The following is a 23,923-nucleotide window of genomic DNA, read 5'->3' as shown; positions in this document are numbered from 1 at the left end:
GAAAAAGATAAAAGTATTATTAATCAAAATATTAAATCATTTATTTGTGATCTTTCTGAGAGGTTTTTAGAGAGAAGAAATGATTTACTTGAAGAAAGAGAACATTTCAAAGCTAAAGTTGATGGTGGCTCTCTACCTGATTTTTTTTCGGAATCTAATTCCATAATAAGCTCAGAGTGGAAGGTGTTTCCAATACCTAACGATCTAAAAGACCGTCGAGTTGAAATAACAGGACCCGTTGATCGCAAAATGGTGATCAATGCCTTAAATGCTAATGTAAAAGTTTTTATGGCTGACTTTGAGGATTCACTATCTCCAACGTGGGATAAAGTGATTGATGGACAAGTTAATTTACGTGATGCAGTTACAGGGACTATCTCTTATACCAATGAGCAAGGTAAATGTTACCAATTAAGCTCATCTCCTGCAGTATTAATTGCTCGAGTAAGAGGATTACACTTACCTGAAAAACATGTGTTATGGAAAGGAGAGCCCATAGCGGGTTGTCTATTTGATTTCGCGCTCTATTTTTATCACAACTATCAAACACTGTTAGAAAAAGGGAGTGGCCCTTATTTTTACATTCCAAAATTACAAACTTGGCAAGAAGCTAAATGGTGGAGTGATGTCTTTCATTTTACTGAAAACCGTTTCGGCCTAGATACAGGGACAATTAAAGCAACCGTACTTATTGAGACATTACCTGCTGTTTTTCAAATGGAAGAGATCCTCTTTCATATGAAAGAACATATTGTTGGTCTTAATTGTGGTCGTTGGGATTATATTTTTAGTTATATCAAGACATTAAAGAATTACCCAGATCGCGTTTTACCTGATAGACAAGGTATTACGATGACTCAGCCTTTTTTAAGCGCCTATTCACGCTTACTTATTCAAACCTGCCATAAACGTGGTGCTTTCGCTATGGGTGGAATGTCCGCATTTATACCCAGCCGTGATCCAGCTCAGAATAGCGTAATTTTACAGAAAGTCTACGACGATAAAAAACTTGAAGCAACAAATGGACATGATGGCACATGGATTGCCCATCCTGGTCTTGCTGAAACTGTATTAAGCGCTTTTGATGAAGTATTAGGTGATAGATCAAATCAGCTTGATATTCAACGCAATGAGAATATTACGGCTGAAATGCTATTGGCACCTTGTACCGGAGAACGAACAGAACAAGGTATGAGGGCTAATATTCGTGTCGCAGTGCAATATATTGAAGCGTGGATTTCAGGCAATGGTTGCGTCCCTATTTATGGGTTAATGGAAGATGCGGCAACAGCTGAAATATCACGTACTTCCATTTGGCAATGGATACATCATAAAAAAACACTTTCAAATGGAAAAGTCGTTACAAAAGCACTTTTTAGAGAAATGTTGAAAGAAGAGCTTGAAGTGATACATCAAGAAGTTGGAGAAACAAGATTTTCTCAAGGACGTTTTATAGAAGCAGCATCATTAATGGATAGCATTACTACTCAAGATGAATTAGTCGATTTCTTAACTTTACCGGGTTATCAACTTTTAAATTAAAAAATAAATTTAACGTATCAATAAATTGCAAACATCATCGCAACCTTATTTAAAGGAGCTATTTTTATGACTATCAGTCGATCAGAACAAATTACTCAACTTGAAAAAGAGTGGGTACAGCCTCGTTGGAAAGGTATTACTCGTCCTTATAGTGCTGAAGACGTTGTTAAATTAAGGGGTTCTGTTAACCCTGAGCACACATTAGCGAAACGTGGTGCTGAAAGGCTTTGGGCTGGATTAAATGGCAAATCAAAGAAAGGATATATTAATGCGCTTGGTGCTTTAACCGGTGGGCAAGCACTACAACAAGCTAAGGCCGGCTTAGAGGCAGTTTACCTTTCAGGCTGGCAAGTCGCGGCTGATGCAAATACTGCGACAGCAATGTACCCAGATCAGTCTTTATACCCAGTAGACTCTGTACCTAATGTTGTTCAGCGTATTAACAACTCTTTTAGACGAGCAGATCAAATTCAATGGTCGAATGGTATAGGACCTAATCATAAAGATTATATCGACTTTTTCTTACCTATAGTGGCAGATGCCGAAGCGGGTTTTGGCGGTGTACTCAATGCTTTTGAATTGATGAAAGCCATGATAGAAGCGGGTGCTGCAGGCGTACACTTTGAAGATCAACTCGCAGCGGTGAAAAAATGTGGTCATATGGGAGGGAAAGTGCTTGTTCCTACACAAGAAGCTGTACAAAAACTGGTTGCAGCGCGTTTAGCGGCTGATGTTTCTAATGTACCAACTATTCTTGTCGCGAGAACAGATGCTGACGCTGCTGATTTATTAACCTCAGATTGCGATCCTTATGATAGCTCTTTTTTAACTGGCAAAAGAACTACAGAAGGTTTCTTTTGTACTCATGCAGGAATTGACCAAGCGATTAGCCGTGGCCTTGCTTATGCTCCTTATGCTGATTTGGTATGGTGTGAAACCTCTACACCTGATCTCAAAATGGCTGCTAAATTTGCAGAAGCTATTCATGATAAGTTCCCTGGAAAAATGCTGGCTTATAACTGTTCGCCTTCATTTAATTGGAAGAAAAACTTAGATGATCGCACGATAGTCCATTTCCAAGATGAGCTTTCAGCTATGGGATATAAATTCCAATTTATTACTTTAGCTGGCATTCATAGCATGTGGTTCAATATGTTTGATTTAGCACACGATTACGCTAAAGGTGAAGGCATGAAACACTATGTTGAGAAAGTTCAGGAGAAAGAATTTGCCTCTTTAAACAAGGGCTACACTTTCTCATCTCATCAACAAGAAGTGGGTACCGGTTATTTTGATAAAGTGACGACCATTATCCAAGGTGGAACATCATCAGTAACAGCATTAACAGGTTCTACTGAAGAGCAACAATTCTAAATTTAAGCATCGTTTTGTGGTGATAACTCAAGGAGCAGGATGCTCCTCTTTTTAAGAGAAACGCGTATGGCGCCAGAAGATTTAGTTGCTCACACCATTTTACAAGGATTTGATGCACAATATGGTCGATTTCTTGAAATCACTGCTGGTGCACAATATCGTTTTGAACAAGCAGATTGGTATGGCATTCAATTAGCAGCGAAAGAGCGTATTGGGTTATATGACAATCATGTTGGCTTAGTTGTTGAGCAACTTCGTCATATTCGTCATGATATTGGTGAAAATAGTCTTTTTCTACAAAAAGTAAAAGAAAATTATACTCAATTATTACCTAATTACCCAAGATTTGAAATCGCAGAAAGTTTTTTTAATTCAGTCTATTGTCGTTTGTTTCATCATAGGGAATTAAATAAACAAAACTTGTTTATATTTTCCTCTCAACCTGCTTATCGGTTTATGCAATCACCTCGTCCTTTAGCAAAGCAGTTCATACTTCAGGATTCTCTATCTGAACTTTTGCAAGATATATTATCTCGTTTACCACTACGTTTATCATGGCAAAATAAATTACGTGATATTGAATATATTAGCCAAACGCTTTATTCAAAATTTACTGATAATGAACTAAAAACAGCGGTATTTCATATTGCTAATGAGCTTTTTTATCGTAATAAAGCGGCATGGCTGGTGGGAAAAATAGAGATTAAGAATACTTACGTTCCTTTTTTATTTCCTATTCATAATATTGAACAGCAATTAGTGATTGATACCTGTTTAATATCAATGAATGAAGCGAGTATTGTGTTTGGTTTTGCTCGAGCTTATTTTATGGTTTATGCACCTTTTCCTTGTGCTTTAGTGACATGGTTAAGAGATATCTTGCCAGAAAAATCTATCGCTGAGCTTTATATGTCGATAGGCTGCCAAAAACACGGAAAAACAGAATATTACCGTGAATATCTTGCTTTTATTAATTTTTCAGCAGAACAATTTATCGAAGCCCCAGGCGTTAAAGGTATGGTAATGCTGGTGTTTACTTTGCCAACTTACGATCGCGTTTTTAAAGTTATTAAAGATAAATTTGCGCCTCAAAAGACAATCACTGCGGAACGAGTAAAAGAGTGCTATCGGCTTGTAAAAGAGCATGATCGTGTAGGGCGTATGGCTGATACGCAAGAATTTGAAAATTTCGTTATTGATAAAAAGCGTATTAGTGCAGAGTTAATGGTGATTTTGAAACAAGAGATCCCAAATCAACTCGAAGATCTTGGCGATAAACTGCTGATCCATCATTTATATATGGAAAGGCGTATGATCCCACTCAATATTTTTATGGAGCAATGTGATGATTATCAGCTTAAAAATATTGTAGAAGATTATGGACAAGCATTAAAAGAGCTTATTTCTGCAAATATCTTTCCTGGGGATATGCTATTTAAAAATTTTGGTGTGACTCGTCACCAGCGTGTTATTTTTTATGACTATGACGAAATTAGCTATTTAACTGCTATGAATTTTCGTGCTATTCCACCACCTCGCTATCCTGAAGATGAATTAGCCAGCGAACCTTGGTATAGCGTGGGTATTAATGATGTATTTCCTGAAGAATTTCGGTATTTTTTATGTAGCGATAAAAAAATATGTCGCTATTTTGAAGCTCAACATCAAGACCTTCTTTCACCAGAATATTGGCAACAGCAACAGCAAAAAATTAATAACGGATATATTGAAGATGTTTATGCATATCCTCAGGCAAAGCGCTTTATTAACAATTATCAATGATTATTGAATAACTAAATAAATTTTAAAAGAAAAATAAAAACTCAAGAGATAACAGAGGATAAGATAAATTGAAGAAAATAAGAACGCAGTATAAAAAAGATAATAATAGAGATAAATACCAAGGGGAATACCTACCTCTATTAACTTCATTTTAGAGATTACGAATTACACGCTTAAAAATGATTAATGCTGAGAGCCTGCAACCGCTTCTTTTGCTAATTCAGTAATACGCTGATAATCACCGGCTTTAACTGCATCGCTAGGAACTAACCAAGAACCACCAATACAAAGCACACTTTCAAGAGCCAGGTAGTTACGATAGTTATCAGGAGATATACCACCAGTAGGGCAAAAACGAACTTTAGAGAAAGGTCCTGCAATCGCTTTTAAGGCTTTAACACCACCATTTGCTTCAGCAGGAAAGAATTTAAACTCATTTAAGCCATAGCTCATTCCTAACATTAATTCTGATACTGTAGAAATTCCCGGGATTAGAGGAATAGAACCCGCTACAGCAGCTTTTACTAATGCTTCAGTTAAACCTGGGCTTATTGCAAATTGAGCACCAGCCTCTGTTACTTGCGCTAATTGTTGTGGATTAATAACAGTACCCGCACCAACAATTGCATCAGGAACTTCTTTTGCAATACGGCGAATAGCTTCAATAGCGCATTCAGTACGTAATGTTACTTCTAGTACTTTCACACCACCTGCAACTAATGCTTTTGCTACCGGTACTGCTTCATCAATATGATTAATTACAATAACAGGAACGACAGGCCCTGATTTTAATACTGACTCTGCACTGATATTCCAATGTTCCATTTTTTTGTCCCCTTATCAGAAATGGAGAGCAGACCCATTTAGTCTGCCCTTTAATTTGGGTATTCAAATAATTAGATAATAAACTCTTATTTTAATTAACAAAGGGTTATGTTATTAAAAGTCGATACAACAAGCACCTTGTTCGGCACCTGATAAATGACGACGTAAATTAACGAATAATTCACGACCACAGCCAATATTATTAGTACTTAAATCTGGCGTTGCATCAGTTCGATGGCTTAATACTTGTTCATCAACAAGTAAAGTCAATTCACCAGTTTTACCATTAACCCGAATAATATCGCCATCTTGTACTTTTGAGAGTAATCCACCGTTAACAGCTTCTGGTGTGACATGAATAGCTGCGGGTACTTTTCCTGATGCACCAGAAAGTCGTCCATCAGTGACAAGTGCAACCTTAAACCCTCTATCCATTAATACCCCTAGTGGTGGCATTAATTTATGTAATTCTGGCATACCATTAGCTTGTGGACCTTGATAACGCACGACAACAACGCAATCTTTATTCAATTTGCCCGCTTCAAATTGTGCTGCAATATCATGCTGGCTATTAAATACCACAGCAGGTGCTTCAATAATGCAGTTATCGTCAGGGACAGCAGATGTTTTCATCACAGCACGCCCTAAATTACCTTGCATAACTTGTGTGCCACCATGCGATGAGAATGGGGCGTTGATATCAGCGATTACATTAGTATCTAAAGAATGTATTGCACCTTCACGCCACTCTAATTTACCTTCATTAAGCCATGGTTCTAAGGTATAGCGCTCAATACCAAAACCAGCAATGGTATTTACATCACGGTGTATTAATCCTTTTTTCAATAATTCACGGATTATAAGAGCGATACCGCCAGCTGCTTGGAATTGGTTAATATCTGCTGGTCCATTAGGATAAATACGAGCAATTAATGGAATGACTTTTGATAGATCAGAAAAATCATCCCAATTAATAATAATACCCGCAGCACGAGCGATAGCGACAAGGTGCATGGTTAAATTGGTAGAACCCCCTGTTGCAAGCAAAGCAATTATACCGTTTACAATGACTTTTTCGTCAATCAACTGACCAATAGGGAGATAATTTCCTGAGTTTTCAGTTAAACGAACAATCTGGCATGCAGTTGCATCAGTCAGTGCTTCACGTAATGGCGTATCAGGATGAACAAAAGAAGCGCCAGGTAAATGTAACCCCATGACTTCCATAACCATCTGATTTGAATTAGCAGTACCGTAAAATGTACATGTCCCTGCGCTATGATAAGATGCGGCTTCTGCTTCTAATAATGCGTTACGATCAACTTTTCCTTCAGCGTATAACTGTCGAATACGTACTTTTTCTTTATTAGGCAAACCACTTGTCATAGGGCCTGCTGGAATAAAGATAGCAGGAAGATGACCAAAAGAGAGCGCAGCCATCGCTAATCCAGGTACGATTTTATCGCAAATACCTAAATATAGACTGCCATCAAACATATTATGAGAAAGACCTATTGCGGCTGACATGGCGATAACATCACGGCTAAGGAGGGATAACTCCATACCATCTTGGCCCTGAGTAACACCATCGCACATCGCAGGAACGCCGCTTGCCACTTGTCCTACAGCACCTACCGTATGTAATGCATCTTTAATTTTTTGAGGATAGGATTCATAAGGTTTATGAGCTGACAGCATATCATTGTATGAGGTCACAATGGCGATGTCATTATGAACCATATTTTTTAGCCGATTTTTATCATCATCCTGACAAGCAGCAAAACCATGAGCGAGATTACCACAAGCCAGTTGAGCACGATGTACTGTTTGGCTTTTTGCAGCATTGATTTTTTTCAGATAAGCATTTCGGGTTAATTGCGAGCGTATTGTAATACGTTCTGTCACTGCTTTTACTGATTCATTTAGTGGCGCGAAATCTTTCTGATTAGAGTTGTTATCGTTCATAGTGGTGCATCCTTTGGTCACACAAGGGTGATGATCATTACTATGCGCTGTAAGTCGATAAAGAGTATAAAATACAATATTAACAAACCGTGCTAGTACTTGTTACCGGTAACATTGTTACGGGTAACAAAATAAGTTGCAATACCCACAATAAAACAAAGACAACATCTGTGATCATTATCAATTTTTCCAAGCCCAAAGGTAACAGTTCTTCAACATTTCAAAAACGGTTAAGAATAAAATGGACAAAGAAATGGAATTTAATAGACTGAAATATTCCTTCCATGGAATATTTATATGATGAAAGGTGAGTCATAAAATAAAAATTAGTTTTTTATACCACCGTATTCACGACTAATTTGCTTAGCTGCTTTGATGACCATAGCGCCCAATTCCGTAATACGAGAATCTGTCATTCTAGAAACAGGCCCTGATAAAGAGATGGCGGCAAATGGCTGGTGGTGTTCATCATAAATACACGCACCAATACAGCGTAGACCTAATGCATGTTCTTCATCATCAAATGAAAATCCTTGTTTACGAGCTTGTTCTAGATTTTCTTTTAAAGAAGAAGGTAAAGTTCTGGTATGTGGGGTATAAGCCATTAAGCCTTTTTTCTGTAGTAGTGGTAGTAATTTATTTTCAGATAGTGTCGAAAGAAGAGCTTTACCCGCACCAGAGGCATGCATTGGTAATTTTCCACCAATAGGTGCAGACATTCGCATTAATGCGTTACATTGCACTTGATCGACAATGACAGCGTCGAATTCAATTTGATCAAGAATGGCTAAATTAACTGTTTCACCAGAATCTTCCATTAACTGGCGTAAAATAGGATGCACCATAACTAAAAGGTTACGTGTTTGTAGAAAGCTACTACCAACGATAAAAGCATGAGTACCGACAACCCAAAGCCCTAAATCGCCTACTTGGCGTACAAAACCATGTTGTTGTAATGTCGTCAATAGACGATGAGTTGTGGAATTAGGCAATCCGGCTTGAAAAGCGAGATCTGTTAATGCAATACCACCGGGTGATTCGGAAATAAATTCCAATAATGTTAACCCACGGCTTAATGATTGAACTTGACCACCTTGCGCAGAGCTTGCTGTTATCGGTGTTTTTGTTTTACGTACTTTTTTATTTGTAGGGGGAACCGTCATACTTTTACTCCAGAAATACTATCCATATTATTCCTATTATGAACGATACCTCACCATAAAACTCCTCTGATCACTTTGTTTTTCTCATAATTTATTGATGAATTTCTAAAAAAGATGAGTTTTTTAGAAAAAATAACCATCATTGACGATGGTTGTTGGTAGATAAAAAATATAAAAATAAGCATCTTTAATAAGTAATTTATTTATTTCTTTAAAAAATCAGTGTATGAATTGAACCTTATATCATTAGTAGATTTACTGCTTTTATAAATTTGTATTATTCTCTCTATAGAGTTTTTATCAATTAATTTTTTATCAAAATTAAGATTCATATTGTTTTTATATTCAATATTATATATAAATTCAATGGTTGCTCTATTTGATATTGGTTTAACTCTTATTTTATTTAAATTTTTCTCTTCTTGTATGATTTCTTCTTTGATTTCTTTTATTACTTTTCGATGTTCATTAATATTCTTTTTTAAACTCTGTAATCGATTTGTTTCAAAATTTAATTGCATGTTTTTTTTGGTTTTTATATCAAATTGCATGCCTGATTTTATAAGGGAGTTCTCAATGTTTTCTATACTCAAGTTACTTTTTTCTATAGAGGATTTAGTTTTTATTAATTCTTCTAATTCAATTTTTTCTTTTTCTAATTTTTTATATTTAAATTTAATTCTTTCTTTTTTTTCTAATATGTTAATTTCTTTTCTGATTGACTCATCATTATTTTTGTTAACATTATAACTTTGGTCGCAATTTAATACATTCTTTATGTTTTCTCTTAAAAATTCAAGTTTTTTTGATGGTTTTAAATGATTTTTATATTTTGATAAAATATCAACAATATTATATTGATATTCAATGGTGCTAGTTTTCATATGTTACCCTCATTAAATATAATGATTAAAAAATAGCATATATAGAAAAAATTTAATTTAAAAAATAATACTTTCTTATTTTTATGAAAAATAAAATTAAACTTATTTCAAACATTCTTTCTTAGCAGTAACCGTGTTGAGATAAAGTCCTTATGTCAATTTGTTGAATAAATAGGCAATAATTTTAAGCATAAGGCTTAACCTAAATGCCGTAATAAGGTATAAATATTCTAAGAAATAAAGAGGATAGCAGTATCCCCCTTGTTAATTCCTAAAGTAGCTCCCATTATTCTACTTAGGCTAAGATTTTGTATTAGAAAAAGGACATTATGATGAGCTATACCTTATATCTTCAAAAAAAACCTGCTTTAGGCACCGATGTTCCTTTTCCTTCTTTATTAAAAGGTCACTATCCATTAAATGAAGTTCTGATTAATGCGTTTTTAAATCTAATGCAATTAACAGGAAATTTGGATACTGAAACGATTATTGATGCACATTCATTCGATAAAATCTGGATAAAAGCAGAGATGACACCTGCTCGCATAGAAGAAGTGGGTAACTTTATCTACCATAAAACATCCACATTACCAGAACCTAGTGAAGAAGAAATAACGCTTTTTAAGCGTGCAATGAAAGAAGAAGAAGCATTGTTAGCGAAAGAGAGTCAAAAAGAAGGACATATTCCTGTCTATAAATTCGCGACAAATGATGGTTGGATTGTCACGCCTGAAGAGTGCGAAATTATTGCTGTATCACTAAAAGCTAAACTATTAGAAGATAATCGTGTATTTGTTGAGCAAGTTGCTAAGATGTCGCATCTTACTCATCGGACATTAGAAATTGCATTAATTGATTTTGGTAAATTTAATCAATTTGCCAAAAAATACGGCGGTTATCGGGTGTATTAAAAAATCAAAGCTTCCTTTTTAGGAAGCTTTGATTAATAGAAGATCTTTCGTATCAATTAAAACAATTTGCTATGTAATCTTCTAACAATATTGTCAGCATCATCACCATTAACTAATAAACACAAGTTATGCGGACTTGCGCCGTGGCTTATCATTCGTACATTGTAATGTTCTAATGCACTAAAAATTTTTGCACCTAATCCGCTGGTTTGTGACAAATCATTACCTATCACGGCGACCAAGGCTAGATTCTCTTCCACTTCAACACGGCATAACGATGAAAGTTCAGTTAACAGTGCATTTGTTAATAAGCTACTCGATGAATTTGTAATGCCAGTAGTATCTAGCGTTAAAGCAATACTGACTTCTGATGTCGTTATTACATCTACAGAAATATGGTGACGAGATAAAATGGTAAAAATTTCGGCTAAAAAACCACGAGCATGGAGCATTTTCATGCTATGTAATGTGAGTAATGTTTGTTTTCTACGCAATGCTATTGCACGAAATACAGGTGGATTGTCGGTTTGTGCGCACACTAATGTGCCACCTTGCTCAGGAGCTTTGCTTGAGCCAACAAACACAGGTATTCCACTACGAACAGCAGGCAATAAAGTTGCAGGATGAAGAATTTTTGCTCCAAAAGTTGCCATTTCAGCCGCTTCATCAAATGCAATTTGATCAATACGCTGTGCATCAGGCACTATGCGTGGGTCGGTACTGTAAATGCCAGGTACATCAGTCCAAATATCAACACGAGAAACACCTAATGCTTCACCGATTAGCGCTGCGGTGTAATCACTACCACCACGGCCTAACGTTGTTGTTCTGCCTTTTGGTTCTTGACCAATAAAGCCTTGAGTAACAATGACAGATTTTTCTAGACGTGGTTGGACTAGGCTTTGTGTTAATTCGGTGAGTTGAATCATATCGGGCTCTGCACGACAAAATAAGTCATTGGTTTTCATTATTTTTCTAACATCAAACCAGTCTGCTGGTACACCTTTTTCACGAAGAAGTTCAACGAAAAGTAATGTTGACATCAATTCACCATGACTGACTAATTCATCTGTTAATGCATCTGAAGTGGCTAAAGCGGCTGCTTCTGACAACATTTCAATATTTTCAAGAAGACGGTCTATTTCTTGTGAAATAATCTCAGAATTAGCGAGTTTATTGATAATCCCGTATTCAATATTTCGCACTTTATTGAGTAATGCTTTTCGCTCTGCGACTTCTACGCCGGCTGCCAGTTCAATGAGTAAGTTGGTAATACCAGATGAAGCAGAAAGAACAACGACTCGAGTCGATTTCTTATCTAGGATAATATCTGCACATTTCTCCATAGAGGCAAAATCAGCAACACTTGTGCCACCAAATTTCGCAATAGTATATGAAGAGGAAAGAGGGGAAGAAGTTGCAGTATTATCAGTCATTGCCATATTCCTTTAGTCAAAAATGAGATGTTGGACACAATTAGGAATATAGGTTATTAAGTAGAGAGTCAATGCAGAGTGACGAATAATCAAATAAATTAATAATCGATAACGCATTATCGGTTTTACCTATATAAGTAATTAGTACTAAAATTATCAAATGGCTTTGACCCATATCACTAAATGATAAAGAATTGACTGTAACCATTAATTGTCAGGCTACAATCGGAGAATAATAGATTGTAATCTTAAGAGAGTATTGTGAATGAAAAATGTAAACCCAACTCAAACCTTAGCTTGGAAAGCACTTGAAAGTCATTTCGCTACCTTCAAAGATGTTGAAATGAAAACCTTGTTTTCGCAGGATTCATCACGTTTTGAACGCTTTTCAAAAACGTTTTCAGACCAAATTCTTGTTGATTTTTCTAAAAACAGAATCACCGAAGAAACATTAGAAAAATTGCAGGCTTTAGCTAAGGAATGTGATGTTGTTGGTGCGATAAAAAGTATGTTTGCAGGGGAAAAAATCAACCGTACTGAAGATCGTGCTGTATTACATACTGCTTTACGCAATCGTAGCAATACACCGGTTATAGTAGATGGCAAGGATATTATGCCAGAAGTGAATGCAGTGCTGAATAAAATGAAAGAATTCAGTGAGCGTATTATTAGCGGTGAATGGAAAGGGTACACAGGTAAAGCAATAACTGATGTTGTTAATATCGGTATTGGTGGCTCTGACTTAGGCCCTTATATGGTGACAGAAGCATTACGTCCTTATAAAAACCATCTTAATATGCATTTTGTTTCTAATGTTGATGGCACACATATTGCTGAAACATTGAAAAAATGCTCACCAGAAACAACACTTTTCCTTATCGCCTCAAAAACATTCACTACACAAGAAACCATGACTAATGCACACTCTGCAAGAGATTGGTTCTTAGAATCAGCGAAAGAAAGCCATTTTGTGGCTAAACACTTCGTTGCATTATCAACGAATAGCATTGAAGTTGAAAAATTTGGTATTGATACTGCCAATATGTTTGAATTCTGGGACTGGGTTGGTGGTCGTTATTCATTATGGTCAGCAATTGGTTTATCTATCGTATTATCTATTGGTTATGATAATTTTGAGCAGTTACTTGAAGGCGCTCATGCTATGGATAATCATTTCAGAACCACAGATGCTGAAAATAATATTCCAATGATCCTCGCTTTAATTGGCATTTGGTATAACAATTTTTTTGGCACTGAAACTGAAGCGATTCTGCCATACGATCAATACATGCATCGCTTTGCGGCTTACTTCCAACAAGGCAATATGGAATCGAATGGTAAGTATATTGATCGTGATGGAAATGTGGTTGATTATCAAACTGGTCCTATTATTTGGGGTGAACCAGGAACAAATGGTCAACATGCGTTCTATCAATTAATTCACCAGGGTACCAAAATGATACCTTGTGACTTTATTGCACCTGCTATGAGTCATAATCCATTAAGTGATCATCACGCTAAACTCATGTCTAACTTCTTTGCTCAAACTGAAGCGTTGGCATTTGGTAAAACGCGTGAACAAGTTGATGCTGAATTTGCCGCTGCCGGTAAAGATCCTGCCAAAATGGGCTATGTTGCACCTTTTAAAGTCTTTGAAGGTAATCGCCCAACAAACTCTATTTTATTAAAAGAAATTACGCCTTATTCATTAGGTGCATTGATTGCAATGTATGAGCATAAAATCTTTGTTCAAGGTGTAATTTTCAATATCTTTACCTTTGACCAATGGGGAGTTGAATTAGGTAAACAATTAGCTAATCGTATTCTTCCTGAATTAAAAGGTAAGGAAACTGTTAACAGCCATGATAGCTCAACAAATAATCTGATTAATCGCTATAAAGCATGGCGTTAATAAAGTAAGGTTTATTTAAACAATGAGTTAGATAAAAAGGGAGGTTGTTATAACCTCCTTTGTTTTTGGGATATATCGTGTTAAATCTAGCTCGTACTTAACGATTTTTTAGATTATTTATGCGAAATGTTATCAGCTTTTAACTTCCCATTGTCACATCATGATATCCTTGGATACCAGTAGATTATAAAGATAGGGTCATCAACGCGTGATGATGAAATAATGCTAAAAAAATCAATAATAACCCAAGCTCCTATTCATTGGTTGTCTGACGAAGAATACATTGATATTGAAGAAGATAAACTCAGTTGGCTGATGGAACTTGGCTCAATGACCCGCCGTTTTGAGCAATATTGTGAGAAAGTCACTGTAATGCCTTATCAGGAAGGATTTATTAATCTAATAGAGCCTGAAGATGAAAGGTATTGTTTACCTGAGAGTCGTCGCTATTGGTTAAGAGAAGTTGTCTTATGTGGTGATGATATTCCTTGGCTGTTAGGCAGAACATTAGTCCCTGAGGAAACGCTTACGGGACAAGATAGTAAGCTTGTTAATCTAAGAACGATTCCTTTAGGGTGCTATTTGTTTCAGGAAACAACCTTACGTCGTGATTTTATCTATATTGGCCAACAAAATGAGCATTGGTTACGTCGTTCTCGTTTCCAGCTTTCAGATAAACCTTTATTATTAACCGAAGTCTTTTTACCTGCATCGCCAGTGTATGATAAATCATTAAGGGGAGCTAAAAATTGGAGGGAAGTATGACGCAAAGTAAATGGCAGGCGTATAGCCGTTTAATGCGTATAGATAAACCAATAGGGGCGCTACTATTACTTTGGCCAACTTATTGGGCTTTATGGATTGCGGCTAAAGGATTTCCTGATTGGCACATTCTGTTGGTGTTCACCATTGGTGTATTTTCAATGCGTGCAGCGGGATGTGTGATAAACGATTTTGCTGATAGAAAAGTAGATGGCAGAGTTGAAAGAACAAAAAACAGACCATTACCGAGTGGTGCTGTGACTGAAAAAGAGAGCAAGATTATCTTTGCTGTGCTTGTTTTAATTTCTTTTGTGTTAGTACTTACTCTTAATGCCATGACAATTTGGCTTTCTATCGCAGGGCTTGCCCTTGCTTGGTTTTATCCTTTTGTTAAGCGATTTAGCAATCTCCCTCAATTAATTTTAGGTATGGCATTTGGATGGTCAATCCCAATGGGATTTGCTGCAGTCTCTGAAAGCTTACCTCTTGTATGCTGGTTACTTTTCTTAGTGAATATTATTTGGTCTGTGGTCTACGATACCCAATATGCGATGGTTGACCGTGATGATGATTTAAAAATCGGTGTAAAATCAACGGCGATATTATTTGGTCGCTATGACAAACTCATCATCTGTATTTTACAGCTTGCCATGTTAATACTATTAGTTGGCGTGGGTATTTTGTTGAATATGAAAGGTATTTATTACTGGTCATTACTCTTAGTAACAGCACTCTTTATCTACCAACAAAAACTTATCGCTGAGCGTAAAAGAGCGCCTTGTTTTCAAGCCTTTATGAATAATAACTATGTAGGCTTTGTACTATTTGCAGGTATTTTATTTAGCTATTTTTAAGCGTGCTATTTAAAATCGATGAGACTGATTATAATATTCAAAAATAAAAGGGATAAGCATTATGGCTTATCCCTTTTTTTGTCGATATATAACGACATTACAGATTATGCATCTGTTTTAAGGTCGTCTTTTTCATCAATGATTTGTGCGGTGTTATCGTCTTCAGTCACACCCACGCTTTCAATTGTTAAACGGATTTCTGGTGACATTAACTTCGCGATTACTTGATAAAGAGCAGAAGCATCTGCTTTTAGGATATCATCATTATCGTTGAGATAGCCTTCTTCACGTAGCGTTGAAACTAATGTTGAAAACACGGCTTTATCAAAGAACTCTGGTGCATTAATACCGTGTAGTACAGAAAGGCGTTGTGCCAAGATACGACTTTCTTTTTCCAGTAAATTACGACTAATTTCTGGTGAAAAATTCAGTAAAGAAAGCGTAATACCGTAGCGTTGTAACGTTTCTCGCACACTTGCCGCTAAAAGCTGTAGAGGTCTAATTCGCGCTGGATTAATGTGTAATGAATCATCACTATCACAGAAAATTAGGCGCTGACGACATAGCTCTTCAATAGATGTATTAATAACGTCAGGTAATTCCTCTTTTTTATAGCGAATGAAAAGTTCTGCTTTAATCAGAGGGAAAATGAGTTCTACCTGTTTCAGTAAGTCATCACGATGAATATGTTCATGATGCAAGACGATACTGGTGATAAGAGATGCAATCACAAATAAGTGGATTGTGTTGTTACGATAATATGTCATCAATACCGCACTATCTCGTGGCAGTGTGATGATATCACCAATGCTATCTTGCTCTACTTGGAACTTATCAGTTTGAAGCGCATGTTCTAATAGTGCCTCAGCACTTTTATCTGGTACAACCATATCGGCTGAATATGGAGCATTGCGCAACAGTTGTAGATAACAATTAATTTGTTCAAGTAATTGCTCTCTTGTGAGCGCTCGCTGACGAGAAGCCAATAATGCAGTCGATACGATATTAATCGCATTAATAGAGGCTGCATTATTAATATTGACCATAATCTTATCCGCTAATGTACTGACCGTTGGGTTTAACCAACTAGGGCGCTGTGGATCTATAGGATCAATGTCATCACGCCAATTAGGAACTTCTTGTGTGAGATATTGTGCAACAGAGATAGGCTCACCAAAGTTAACATAACCTTGGCCTAAATTACGTAATTTACGTAATCCTCTCACCATTTGCATAAAGCCTTCTTTCTCTTTTGTCGCGCCTCTAAGCTCTTTAGCATAAGTTGCGACTTCCATCACGTGCTCATAACCAATATAAATAGGTACCACGGAAATAGGGCGAGTTTCTCCCCTAAGCATGGTTTGCACTGTCATGGAAAGTGTCCCTGTTTTAGGATCTAACAATCGACCAGTACGAGAGCGTCCACCTTCAACAAAATATTCAATTGAATATCCACGAGAGAATAATTCGCCTAAATATTCGCGGAAAATAGTAGAATAAAGCTTATTACCTTTAAAGGTTCTGCGGATAAAGAATGCGCCTAAACGACGGAAAATAGGCCCAGCAGGCCAGAAGTTCAGATTAATGCCTGCAGCGATATGAGGTGGTACTAAACCTTGATGATAAAGTACATAGGATAGCAATAAATAGTCCATATGACTGCGATGACAAGGCACATAGACAATCTCATGACCATCTTGCGCTAATTGGCGAACACGCTCAGCATGATAAACATTAATGCCTTGGTAGAGTTTATTCCATGTCCAACTTAATACGCGGTCGGTAATACGTACTGTTTCATAAGAGAAATTAGCAGCAATCTCTTCCATCATATCAGTCGCATTTTTACGCGCTTTATCAAGTGTGATTTTTTTCGCTTTAGCTTCGTCTTCAATTGCTTTTTCTATCGCCTTTGATGCTAATAGTTTATTGAAGAGATCTTGACGAACAGGCAACTTAGGACCGACAGCGGCAAGGCGTTGGCGCGAAAAGTGAATACGTGCTACACGAGCAAGCTTGCGTGCAATACTGGTATCGGTGCCGTGTTCATTGGCCATTTCACGCATAGAAACAGTGGGTGAAAAACGAACAAAGCTATCGCGACCTAACCAGAGAATAGCGATGAATTTCTGTATCCCATTAAGCAATCTTAAATGAGGAACACCGTTATGGCCTTCACGGCCAGGTGAACGCCCAAACATCACTGAAACCGGTAACATCTCAATATTGAGATGCGGATTATTGCGATGCGCATCAAGATAAGCATGGAATGTTTTTACTGAATCTTTACGAGGATCGGGTGAATAGTAACGAAATACTCTAGGGCCATCGTCAATAAAGACATAAGCAGGAAGTTTAGTTCCATTAATGTCGATAGGTTGTAATGGATCTGGTAAACCTAAAGACAGACATTGTTGTCGCAACGTCAATAAGTCCGCCTTCGAATGATAAGGCAGAACATAAAGATAAGGTTGAGAACGTACTAATCCTAATTCATTAATAGGATCAGTGGGAACTCGTTTACTTTTTACCAATAATTTTAGTGGTAAATTCAATGTGTTATAATATAGTTTACGCCAAGCTGACATAAATAGTTGTAGCCTCTTATTAGCAATACCTCGAAAGCATAACAGAAAGTCTTTCGTAGATCTGTGGTCTTGTGACAATATTAATAGAGAAAAGTGGCAAAATAATCGTTTGTTTTCGATAGAGTTTATTATGGCTAATCAAAATAAAGGTTTTACTCGCATTATTAAAGCTGGTGGCTATTCATACAAGGGCATACGTGCTGCTTGGATGAATGAAGCCGCCTTTAGACAAGAGGCTATTGTAGCCTTAGTCGGCATTATTTTAGCATTTCTTTTTGATGTTAGTGGTGTAGAGCGTATTTTACTCATCGGTTCTTTGGTGCTTGTTGTCGTTTTAGAGTTAGTGAATAGTGCCATTGAAGCGGTCGTTGATCGTATAGGACTTGAGCGCAATGAGTTATCGGGTCGTGCTAAAGATATGGGATCAGCCGCTGTGTTAGTTGCTATTATATTGGGATTATTTACTTGGGTAACCATTCTTTTGGGGCATTTTTACCCATAAAACCTGTTTAACTGGCTTTTGTTGATAAATAATATGCAGATGCGTGTTTTATATTCATTTCTAGTTCCCAATTGTCATATACCTGTATATACTCACAGTCTGACTGTATAAACAAACAGGGGGCGGAATGAAAGCATTAACTGCAAGGCAGCAGCAGGTTTACGATTTGGTTCGTGATCACATTTCGCAAACGGGTATGCCACCAACACGGGCTGAAATAGCTTCCCAACTTGGATTTCGCTCACCAAATGCGGCAGAAGAGCACTTAAAAGCTCTAGCACGCAAAGGCGTGATAGAAATTATCTCTGGTGCATCTAGAGGTATCCGTTTGCTACTTGAAGAAGAACCTGATGGCTTGCCATTAATCGGGCGAGTCGCCGCAGGTGAACCACTTTTAGCACAAGAGCATATTGAGAGCCATTATCAAGTTGATCCTATGCTTTTCAAACCTAGTGCTGATTTTCTACTACGCGTTAATGGTATGTCGATGAAAGATATCGGTATTATGGATGGTGATTTACTTGCTGTACATAAAACACAAGATGTTCATAATGGGCAAGTTATCGTGGCACGTATTGAAGATGAAGTAACGGTAAAACGCTTCAAGAAAAGCGGTAATAAAATTGAGCTTCATGCCGAAAATCCTGAATTCTCACCTATTATCGTTGATTTACGTGAACAAAATTTCACTGTTGAAGGGTTAGCAGTTGGTGTTATTCGTAACGGCGAATGGTTGTAATTTGTCTCAAAGTAAGTCGATAAAACTTATTTTATAAAGATGCAGATGATGTGTGAAATCACAAATTCATCTGCATCTTTTATATCTGGAATGACTGATAGTAATCTAATCAACGAGGCTTATAATCGCCCGTTTTTTTCAGCTTTAGATTTTCATCAATACTATGATCATGATGGCAACCTTCAGGGTGGGTACATTCTTGTGCTTCATGGCATTGTGAGCATAAGCCGTGTATCTCAATGACACTATGGCGTAGATGAAAGTCGCCTTCTTTTGCTAATTTTCCAATCGCAGTTTCAATTTGTTGGCTGTTTTTTTCAGTCACTGATAAACACCGATCGCAAATTAACATTACCGACGTATGTTCAGCTTCATCAAAATGGTGACAAAGTACATAACTATTAGTGGATTCTATTTTATGGATAAATCCTTGCTCTAATAGAAATTCTAACCCACGGTATACTGTCGGGGGTTTTGCTTGTGGCTCAACTTGTCTTAGTAAATCTAATAAATCATAAGCACTAATTGCACTAGGTTGCTGAATAATCAAGCGCAATACTGCCAGACGTTGTGACGTCAGGCGAACACCTCGTTTCTGGCAGAGTTTTTCTGCCTGAGCGAGCAATTTCTCTTCATTCATGGGATAAGATGCTCTCAGACGTTATCAATAGTTAAATACTACCATAATTTAAAAAAGTTAACCTTTGTACAAAGTGGGATTTTAGGAAAAGAGAGTAAGGTATTAAAGAAGAATTCTTTTAACGATAATACCCGCTCAACTAATTAAATGGTTTATAGTAGATTATTGAATCTAAACGTTTCAGTTATAGATATAATGAAATTCTTCTATTTTTCACTTTCATTTTTAATCTGGTAACGAATAGGGCGATGTAATTTTTTGACTAAACCTTCTTCTTTACTACGTTTTAGCCATTCATTTAACTGTGTTTTATGAAGCTGTGTACTTTCCATAAGTATATCGATAGTAACGGGTTCTTTCGCTAGGCGTTGGAGCTCGCTAATAAATAACTGGTAAAAATCGATGGTATTTATGGATTTTGTATCATTTTCGATACATTGCTTAGTATTTATCTCATTCTTTGATTGATCATCGTCGATGATAACGTTGTGATCTTCAGTTTTGAGAATATCTTTTTTTGACTCAGATTCGTGATGATCAAACAAGTCAGATTGAGTGAGTATAGGGAATAGTTCAGTCTGTTTTTCCTTTATGTAATCCATACCTTGATATTCATATCTTATTAACTGATTGATTTCAAAGGCGGATAAATCATTTTCTAACCACAGACCTCCTTTAGCCACTAAATCGGCATTAGCTGCATTTTGGTCTGTCGTCTGTTTAACCCACAATGGTACCCATGCTTTTTTTAGATTTTCTGTTGCACCATTGAGAGTTCCCCCTTTTTTACCTGAGTGGATCACTAAGGAGCTATCAGCTAAGCAATAGATATACTTATTCCTAGACATGGCATTGCCGACGTTGAACCCAGATTCAGGATAAAAGGGAGATAACAATACGGTATGTCCTTCCATAATGCTGTTTCGCCATTGTTTACTGGTTGCGGCTTTTAGCAAATTATCAGCCATGACACCGATTACTATACCACCTTGTTTAATAGCACCTAGCATTGCGGTTTCATCAACACCGCGAGCACCACCAGAAATAACAGCAATATTTTCTATTGCTGCTTTCATACCTACTTGGTCAGTAAAGTCGAGATCAGATGAATTGGCATTCCGCGAGCCAATAACGGCTAAACCACCCGAATTCAGTAGTGCCTTATTGCCACAACCAAATAATACTGGGGGTGAATCTGTTTTCAGCCTTTGTTTTAAGCGCCATGGGTATTCTGGATCAGAACGAGTCACTACCCAAAGACCGGCACGTTGCCATTTTTCCATGGATAAAGCGAGGCTATGACCACGATTAAGTAATTTAATAATTCTTTCAGCACTAATATTTACGTCATGCCAGTTTTGCAACAACGTTTTTGGATCAGTAACGAGTAGATCTGCTGGTGTGATGGATCTCTCTTTTAACCACAAAGCAAATCGCCCCCATTCCGTATTGGTCAGGGGCTTCACATTTTCGTCACTGTTTTTTGTAAAGTAGCTAGTTAACAGTAAAGTTGCTTGTGCTGTGGATGATAATAAACTGGATACATTCATGAATCTTTTACCGTAGAAGAAGCCAAGGCTACGGGATAGATTACACCACTGCCTTCTAACTGCAAGAGTGCGGCGATAACTGTTAGCGTCCAACCAGAGTCTATAATATCATCGACTAATAAGGCGGGTTGTTGCTTGTAGACTTCGTTTATAGAAAAAACACCATCGAGATTACGACATTGATGGAACCGGTTTTGCTGTTTCTTTTGTGGCTGATTATCTTTAACTTTGCTTACAGCATCTACAAAGTGCAGTTTTAATCGTTGAGCTAATCGACGAGCAAAATCAGACACTAATTCAGGATGTTTAAGTGATGGTACGCAACAAACCCATTGAGGGGCTGGATTAGGATGCCAGCGATTTTCGATCATTTCTGCCATAGCTTCGACTAACTCCTCACTGAATCTTCCTGAACGTTTGTTTTCTGCAACCGTACGCCCCCAGCCCGCATCTCCCCAACGAGATAATACTCGACCTTCTTGTGCACGAAGTTGTTGAGGGAGATTACCTTTAAAACCGTATTCTAGAAATGCATCAGCAGCGACTTGTTTTTTGGGTGTGATCACCATTTCTGCGTGTTTCAGAAATGTGCCAGCACGATGCGCTAAATTAGGATCAATAGCGATATCAATTATATCTTTATTAAGACAAGATGAACATTTACCACAGGAGGTGGGATCAAGATCGTCTAGCGCACGACGTAAAAATGTCATTTTACAATTATTATCAGTTATATATGCCTGAACTTCTTTCCATTCTTGTACTCGCTGCCCTGTTAAATGAGTAATTCTGTCATGATCTATTTGGTAACGCACTGGAGTTCTGAACCATTGGGCACCATTTTTGATGACGGGAGCTGGGTTCTCCACACTGAGTAATTTTAATACCTTTTCAATTTGACCTTGGCGTAGATTAGAGTGCTCTTCAATTCGACGAATGGATAAGCCATCGTGTTGTTCTAAAATCGATAATATTTCATTAACCTGATTTTCTGATGGGAAAGCGGAATAACGAAAAAACTCGTGAATTTCTTGGTCTTCTATACCTGACATCAAAATACCTAAAGCATACTTAATTCCACGTCCAGCACGTCCGACTTGCTGATAATAGGCGACAATGGAATTAGGTGCTTGATAGTGAATAACAAAACTCAAATCAGGCTTATCATATCCCATACCTAATGCAGTGGTTGCGACTAATACTTTTAATTGGTTATTGAATAATAAATCCTCTAAATGCTGACGATAAGCGTTACTATCTTCAAAATCGTCAGATTTAATATTACTGTGGTATGCCTTGGCATTTATGCCATTTTCATACAACCATTTCGCAACTTGATCGGCATCTCTTGTGGTTAATGTGTAAATAATACCTGTGCCCGATAAATGAGGGATTACTTGTACTAACCACGCTAAACGAGATGCTTGATCAGGGAGTTTAATCGTTTGTAATGCGAGACTTTCACGGATAAGTGAACCTCGATAAATTTGAATATCACCCAATTGATTTTTAATATCGTCAACGACACGATCATTGGCAGTCGCTGTTGTGCCTAATATAGGTGTATTGGGAGGTATTTGGCGAAGAATATGGACTATACGACGATAATCGGGTCTGAAATCATGTCCCCAATCAGAAATGCAATGAGCCTCATCAATGACCATTAAGGCGATGTGATCTGCAATCGGTCGCAAAACAGTTTCAATAAAGCTGTCATTAGCTAAACGTTCAGGTGAAATCAGTAAACAGTCTATTTCATTATTCAAAATTCGTTGAGTTACCGACTGCCATTCTTCTTTATTAGTGGAATTCATCGTTTCAGCGACAATGCCTAAGCGTTTTGCGGATTCAATTTGGTTGCGCATCAATGCTAAAAGAGGAGAAATGATAATAGTCGGTCCCATTCCTTGGTCTCGAAATAGTTTAGTACTGATAAAGTAAACTGAGCTTTTGCCCCAACCTGTACGTTGTACAACTAAAAGTTTTTGTCGATGATTGACTAATGTATCGATTGCTTCCCATTGTCCATCACGAAACTCTGCATTAGGATCGGCTAGCGCTGTTTGTAATAATTGTTGAGCTTGCGTTTTATTCATTATTACTATCACTCCTTGATATTAGCCGCTTATCGGTTTAGGAAATATAGAGCTTAAATAAGAGTGTCATAGCCCAGTAGTATCTTTTTTGATAGTCGGCATGAGATTATTTATGAGGTAATTTTTCTATTAATATCGAAAGGATATTGAGTTCAATATATAGGGTTTGAAAGAGAGATCAAGTAAGGAATATATTTAGATAGACTAAAAAACAAATAGATATCTTATAGTAGAAATAGTTAGTGAGGTTTATTTTAACTATATGATTATATTTGATTATTTTTAAATTAATCTAATACATCTATTAAATATAAATATTTTACTATTTATTATTTTAGATGTTTTTTAATTACGCTTAAATTACATTATTATTTTAAAATTGCTAAAATAAATAATCT

Annotated in this window: 18 protein-coding genes; 9 read left to right on the top strand and 9 right to left on the bottom strand. The window is 36.9% G+C overall.

Features of this window, described 5'->3' with window-relative positions:
• The 3 genes from aceB to aceK form a co-directional block, all read left to right on the top strand.
• Positions 1-1,542 (top strand): malate synthase A (gene aceB / locus M983_RS06925; protein WP_281180105.1); only part of this gene is annotated, 1,542 nt, incomplete at its 5' end.
• 66 nt (positions 1,543-1,608) lie between these two features.
• A complete protein-coding gene (gene aceA / locus M983_RS06920; RefSeq protein WP_066749107.1) occupies positions 1,609-2,916 on the top strand; it encodes an isocitrate lyase in 1,308 nt (435 codons plus the stop codon).
• A gap of 66 nt (positions 2,917-2,982) precedes the next feature.
• Positions 2,983-4,698, top strand: a complete 1,716-nt coding sequence (gene aceK, locus M983_RS06915) for a bifunctional isocitrate dehydrogenase kinase/phosphatase (RefSeq protein ID WP_066749110.1) — start codon at positions 2,983-2,985, stop codon at positions 4,696-4,698.
• Positions 4,699-4,881: 183 nt separating this feature from the next.
• Here aceK and M983_RS06910 read toward each other — a convergent pair whose 3' ends face one another.
• From M983_RS06910 to M983_RS06895, 4 genes are all read right to left on the bottom strand, one after another.
• Positions 4,882-5,523, bottom strand: a complete 642-nt coding sequence (locus tag M983_RS06910; protein WP_066749104.1) for a bifunctional 4-hydroxy-2-oxoglutarate aldolase/2-dehydro-3-deoxy-phosphogluconate aldolase — start codon at positions 5,521-5,523, stop codon at positions 4,882-4,884.
• 114 nt (positions 5,524-5,637) lie between these two features.
• Positions 5,638-7,488, bottom strand: a complete 1,851-nt coding sequence (gene edd, locus M983_RS06905) for a phosphogluconate dehydratase (protein ID WP_066749100.1) — start codon at positions 7,486-7,488, stop codon at positions 5,638-5,640.
• Positions 7,489-7,814: 326 nt separating this feature from the next.
• On the bottom strand, positions 7,815-8,651 hold the full coding sequence (iclR, locus tag M983_RS06900; protein ID WP_066749097.1) for a glyoxylate bypass operon transcriptional repressor IclR: 837 nt from the start codon (positions 8,649-8,651) through the stop codon (positions 7,815-7,817).
• A gap of 203 nt (positions 8,652-8,854) precedes the next feature.
• The gene (locus M983_RS06895; RefSeq protein WP_066749094.1) at positions 8,855-9,535 is read right to left on the bottom strand and encodes a hypothetical protein; all 681 of its coding nucleotides are present in this window, start codon (positions 9,533-9,535) and stop codon (positions 8,855-8,857) included.
• Positions 9,536-9,867: 332 nt separating this feature from the next.
• Between M983_RS06895 and M983_RS06890 the strand changes: the two genes are divergently transcribed.
• A complete protein-coding gene (locus tag M983_RS06890; RefSeq protein ID WP_066749091.1) occupies positions 9,868-10,446 on the top strand; it encodes a hypothetical protein in 579 nt (192 codons plus the stop codon).
• A gap of 56 nt (positions 10,447-10,502) precedes the next feature.
• Here M983_RS06890 and lysC read toward each other — a convergent pair whose 3' ends face one another.
• Positions 10,503-11,882 carry a lysine-sensitive aspartokinase 3 gene (gene lysC, locus M983_RS06885; protein WP_066749088.1) on the bottom strand — a complete coding sequence of 460 codons (1,380 nt, stop codon included), beginning with the start codon at positions 11,880-11,882 and terminating at the stop codon, positions 10,503-10,505.
• A 265-nt stretch (positions 11,883-12,147) separates the two neighbouring features.
• Here lysC and pgi point away from each other — a divergent pair, with 265 nt between their 5' ends.
• From pgi to ubiA, 3 genes are all read left to right on the top strand, one after another.
• Positions 12,148-13,794, top strand: a complete 1,647-nt coding sequence (gene pgi / locus M983_RS06880) for a glucose-6-phosphate isomerase (RefSeq protein WP_066749085.1) — start codon at positions 12,148-12,150, stop codon at positions 13,792-13,794.
• 222 nt (positions 13,795-14,016) lie between these two features.
• Positions 14,017-14,559, top strand: a complete 543-nt coding sequence (gene ubiC, locus M983_RS06875) for a chorismate lyase (protein ID WP_066749082.1) — start codon at positions 14,017-14,019, stop codon at positions 14,557-14,559.
• Positions 14,556-15,410, top strand: coding sequence for a 4-hydroxybenzoate octaprenyltransferase (ubiA, locus tag M983_RS06870; protein WP_066749080.1), 855 nt, complete (start codon positions 14,556-14,558; stop codon positions 15,408-15,410). The genes ubiC and ubiA overlap by 4 nt, the downstream gene beginning before the upstream one ends.
• Before the next feature lie 104 nt (positions 15,411-15,514).
• On the opposite strand, the gene plsB is transcribed toward ubiA, so the two are convergent.
• Complete coding sequence (gene plsB / locus M983_RS06865; RefSeq protein WP_066749077.1) at positions 15,515-17,998, bottom strand: glycerol-3-phosphate 1-O-acyltransferase PlsB; 2,484 nt, start codon at positions 17,996-17,998, stop codon at positions 15,515-15,517.
• Positions 17,999-18,128: 130 nt separating this feature from the next.
• On the opposite strand from plsB, the gene M983_RS06860 reads away from it, so the two are divergent.
• Both M983_RS06860 and lexA read left to right on the top strand, forming a co-directional pair.
• Entirely contained in the window at positions 18,129-18,500 is a 372-nt protein-coding gene (locus tag M983_RS06860) for a diacylglycerol kinase (protein WP_066749075.1), read from the top strand.
• Positions 18,501-18,627: 127 nt separating this feature from the next.
• Entirely contained in the window at positions 18,628-19,239 is a 612-nt protein-coding gene (lexA, locus tag M983_RS06855) for a transcriptional repressor LexA (protein WP_066749065.1), read from the top strand.
• 109 nt (positions 19,240-19,348) lie between these two features.
• On the opposite strand, the gene zur is transcribed toward lexA, so the two are convergent.
• The 3 genes from zur to M983_RS06840 form a co-directional block, all read right to left on the bottom strand.
• The gene (gene zur / locus M983_RS06850) at positions 19,349-19,879 is read right to left on the bottom strand and encodes a zinc uptake transcriptional repressor Zur (RefSeq protein WP_066749063.1); all 531 of its coding nucleotides are present in this window, start codon (positions 19,877-19,879) and stop codon (positions 19,349-19,351) included.
• Between the two features lie 206 nt (positions 19,880-20,085).
• Positions 20,086-21,429 carry a DNA-processing protein DprA gene (locus M983_RS06845; protein ID WP_066749061.1) on the bottom strand — a complete coding sequence of 448 codons (1,344 nt, stop codon included), beginning with the start codon at positions 21,427-21,429 and terminating at the stop codon, positions 20,086-20,088.
• Positions 21,426-23,525 (bottom strand): RecQ family ATP-dependent DNA helicase, encoded by a 2,100-nt coding sequence (locus M983_RS06840; protein ID WP_066749050.1) that lies wholly within the window; start codon positions 23,523-23,525, stop codon positions 21,426-21,428. Before M983_RS06840 ends, M983_RS06845 begins: the two co-directional genes overlap by 4 nt.
• Positions 23,526-23,923: the final 398 nt, after the last annotated feature.

Origin of the sequence: Proteus myxofaciens ATCC 19692 (assembly GCF_001654855.1) — a bacterium.
Classification (GTDB): Bacteria; Pseudomonadota; Gammaproteobacteria; order Enterobacterales; family Enterobacteriaceae; genus Proteus; species Proteus myxofaciens.
This window is presented reverse-complemented; position numbering and strand designations above follow the sequence as displayed.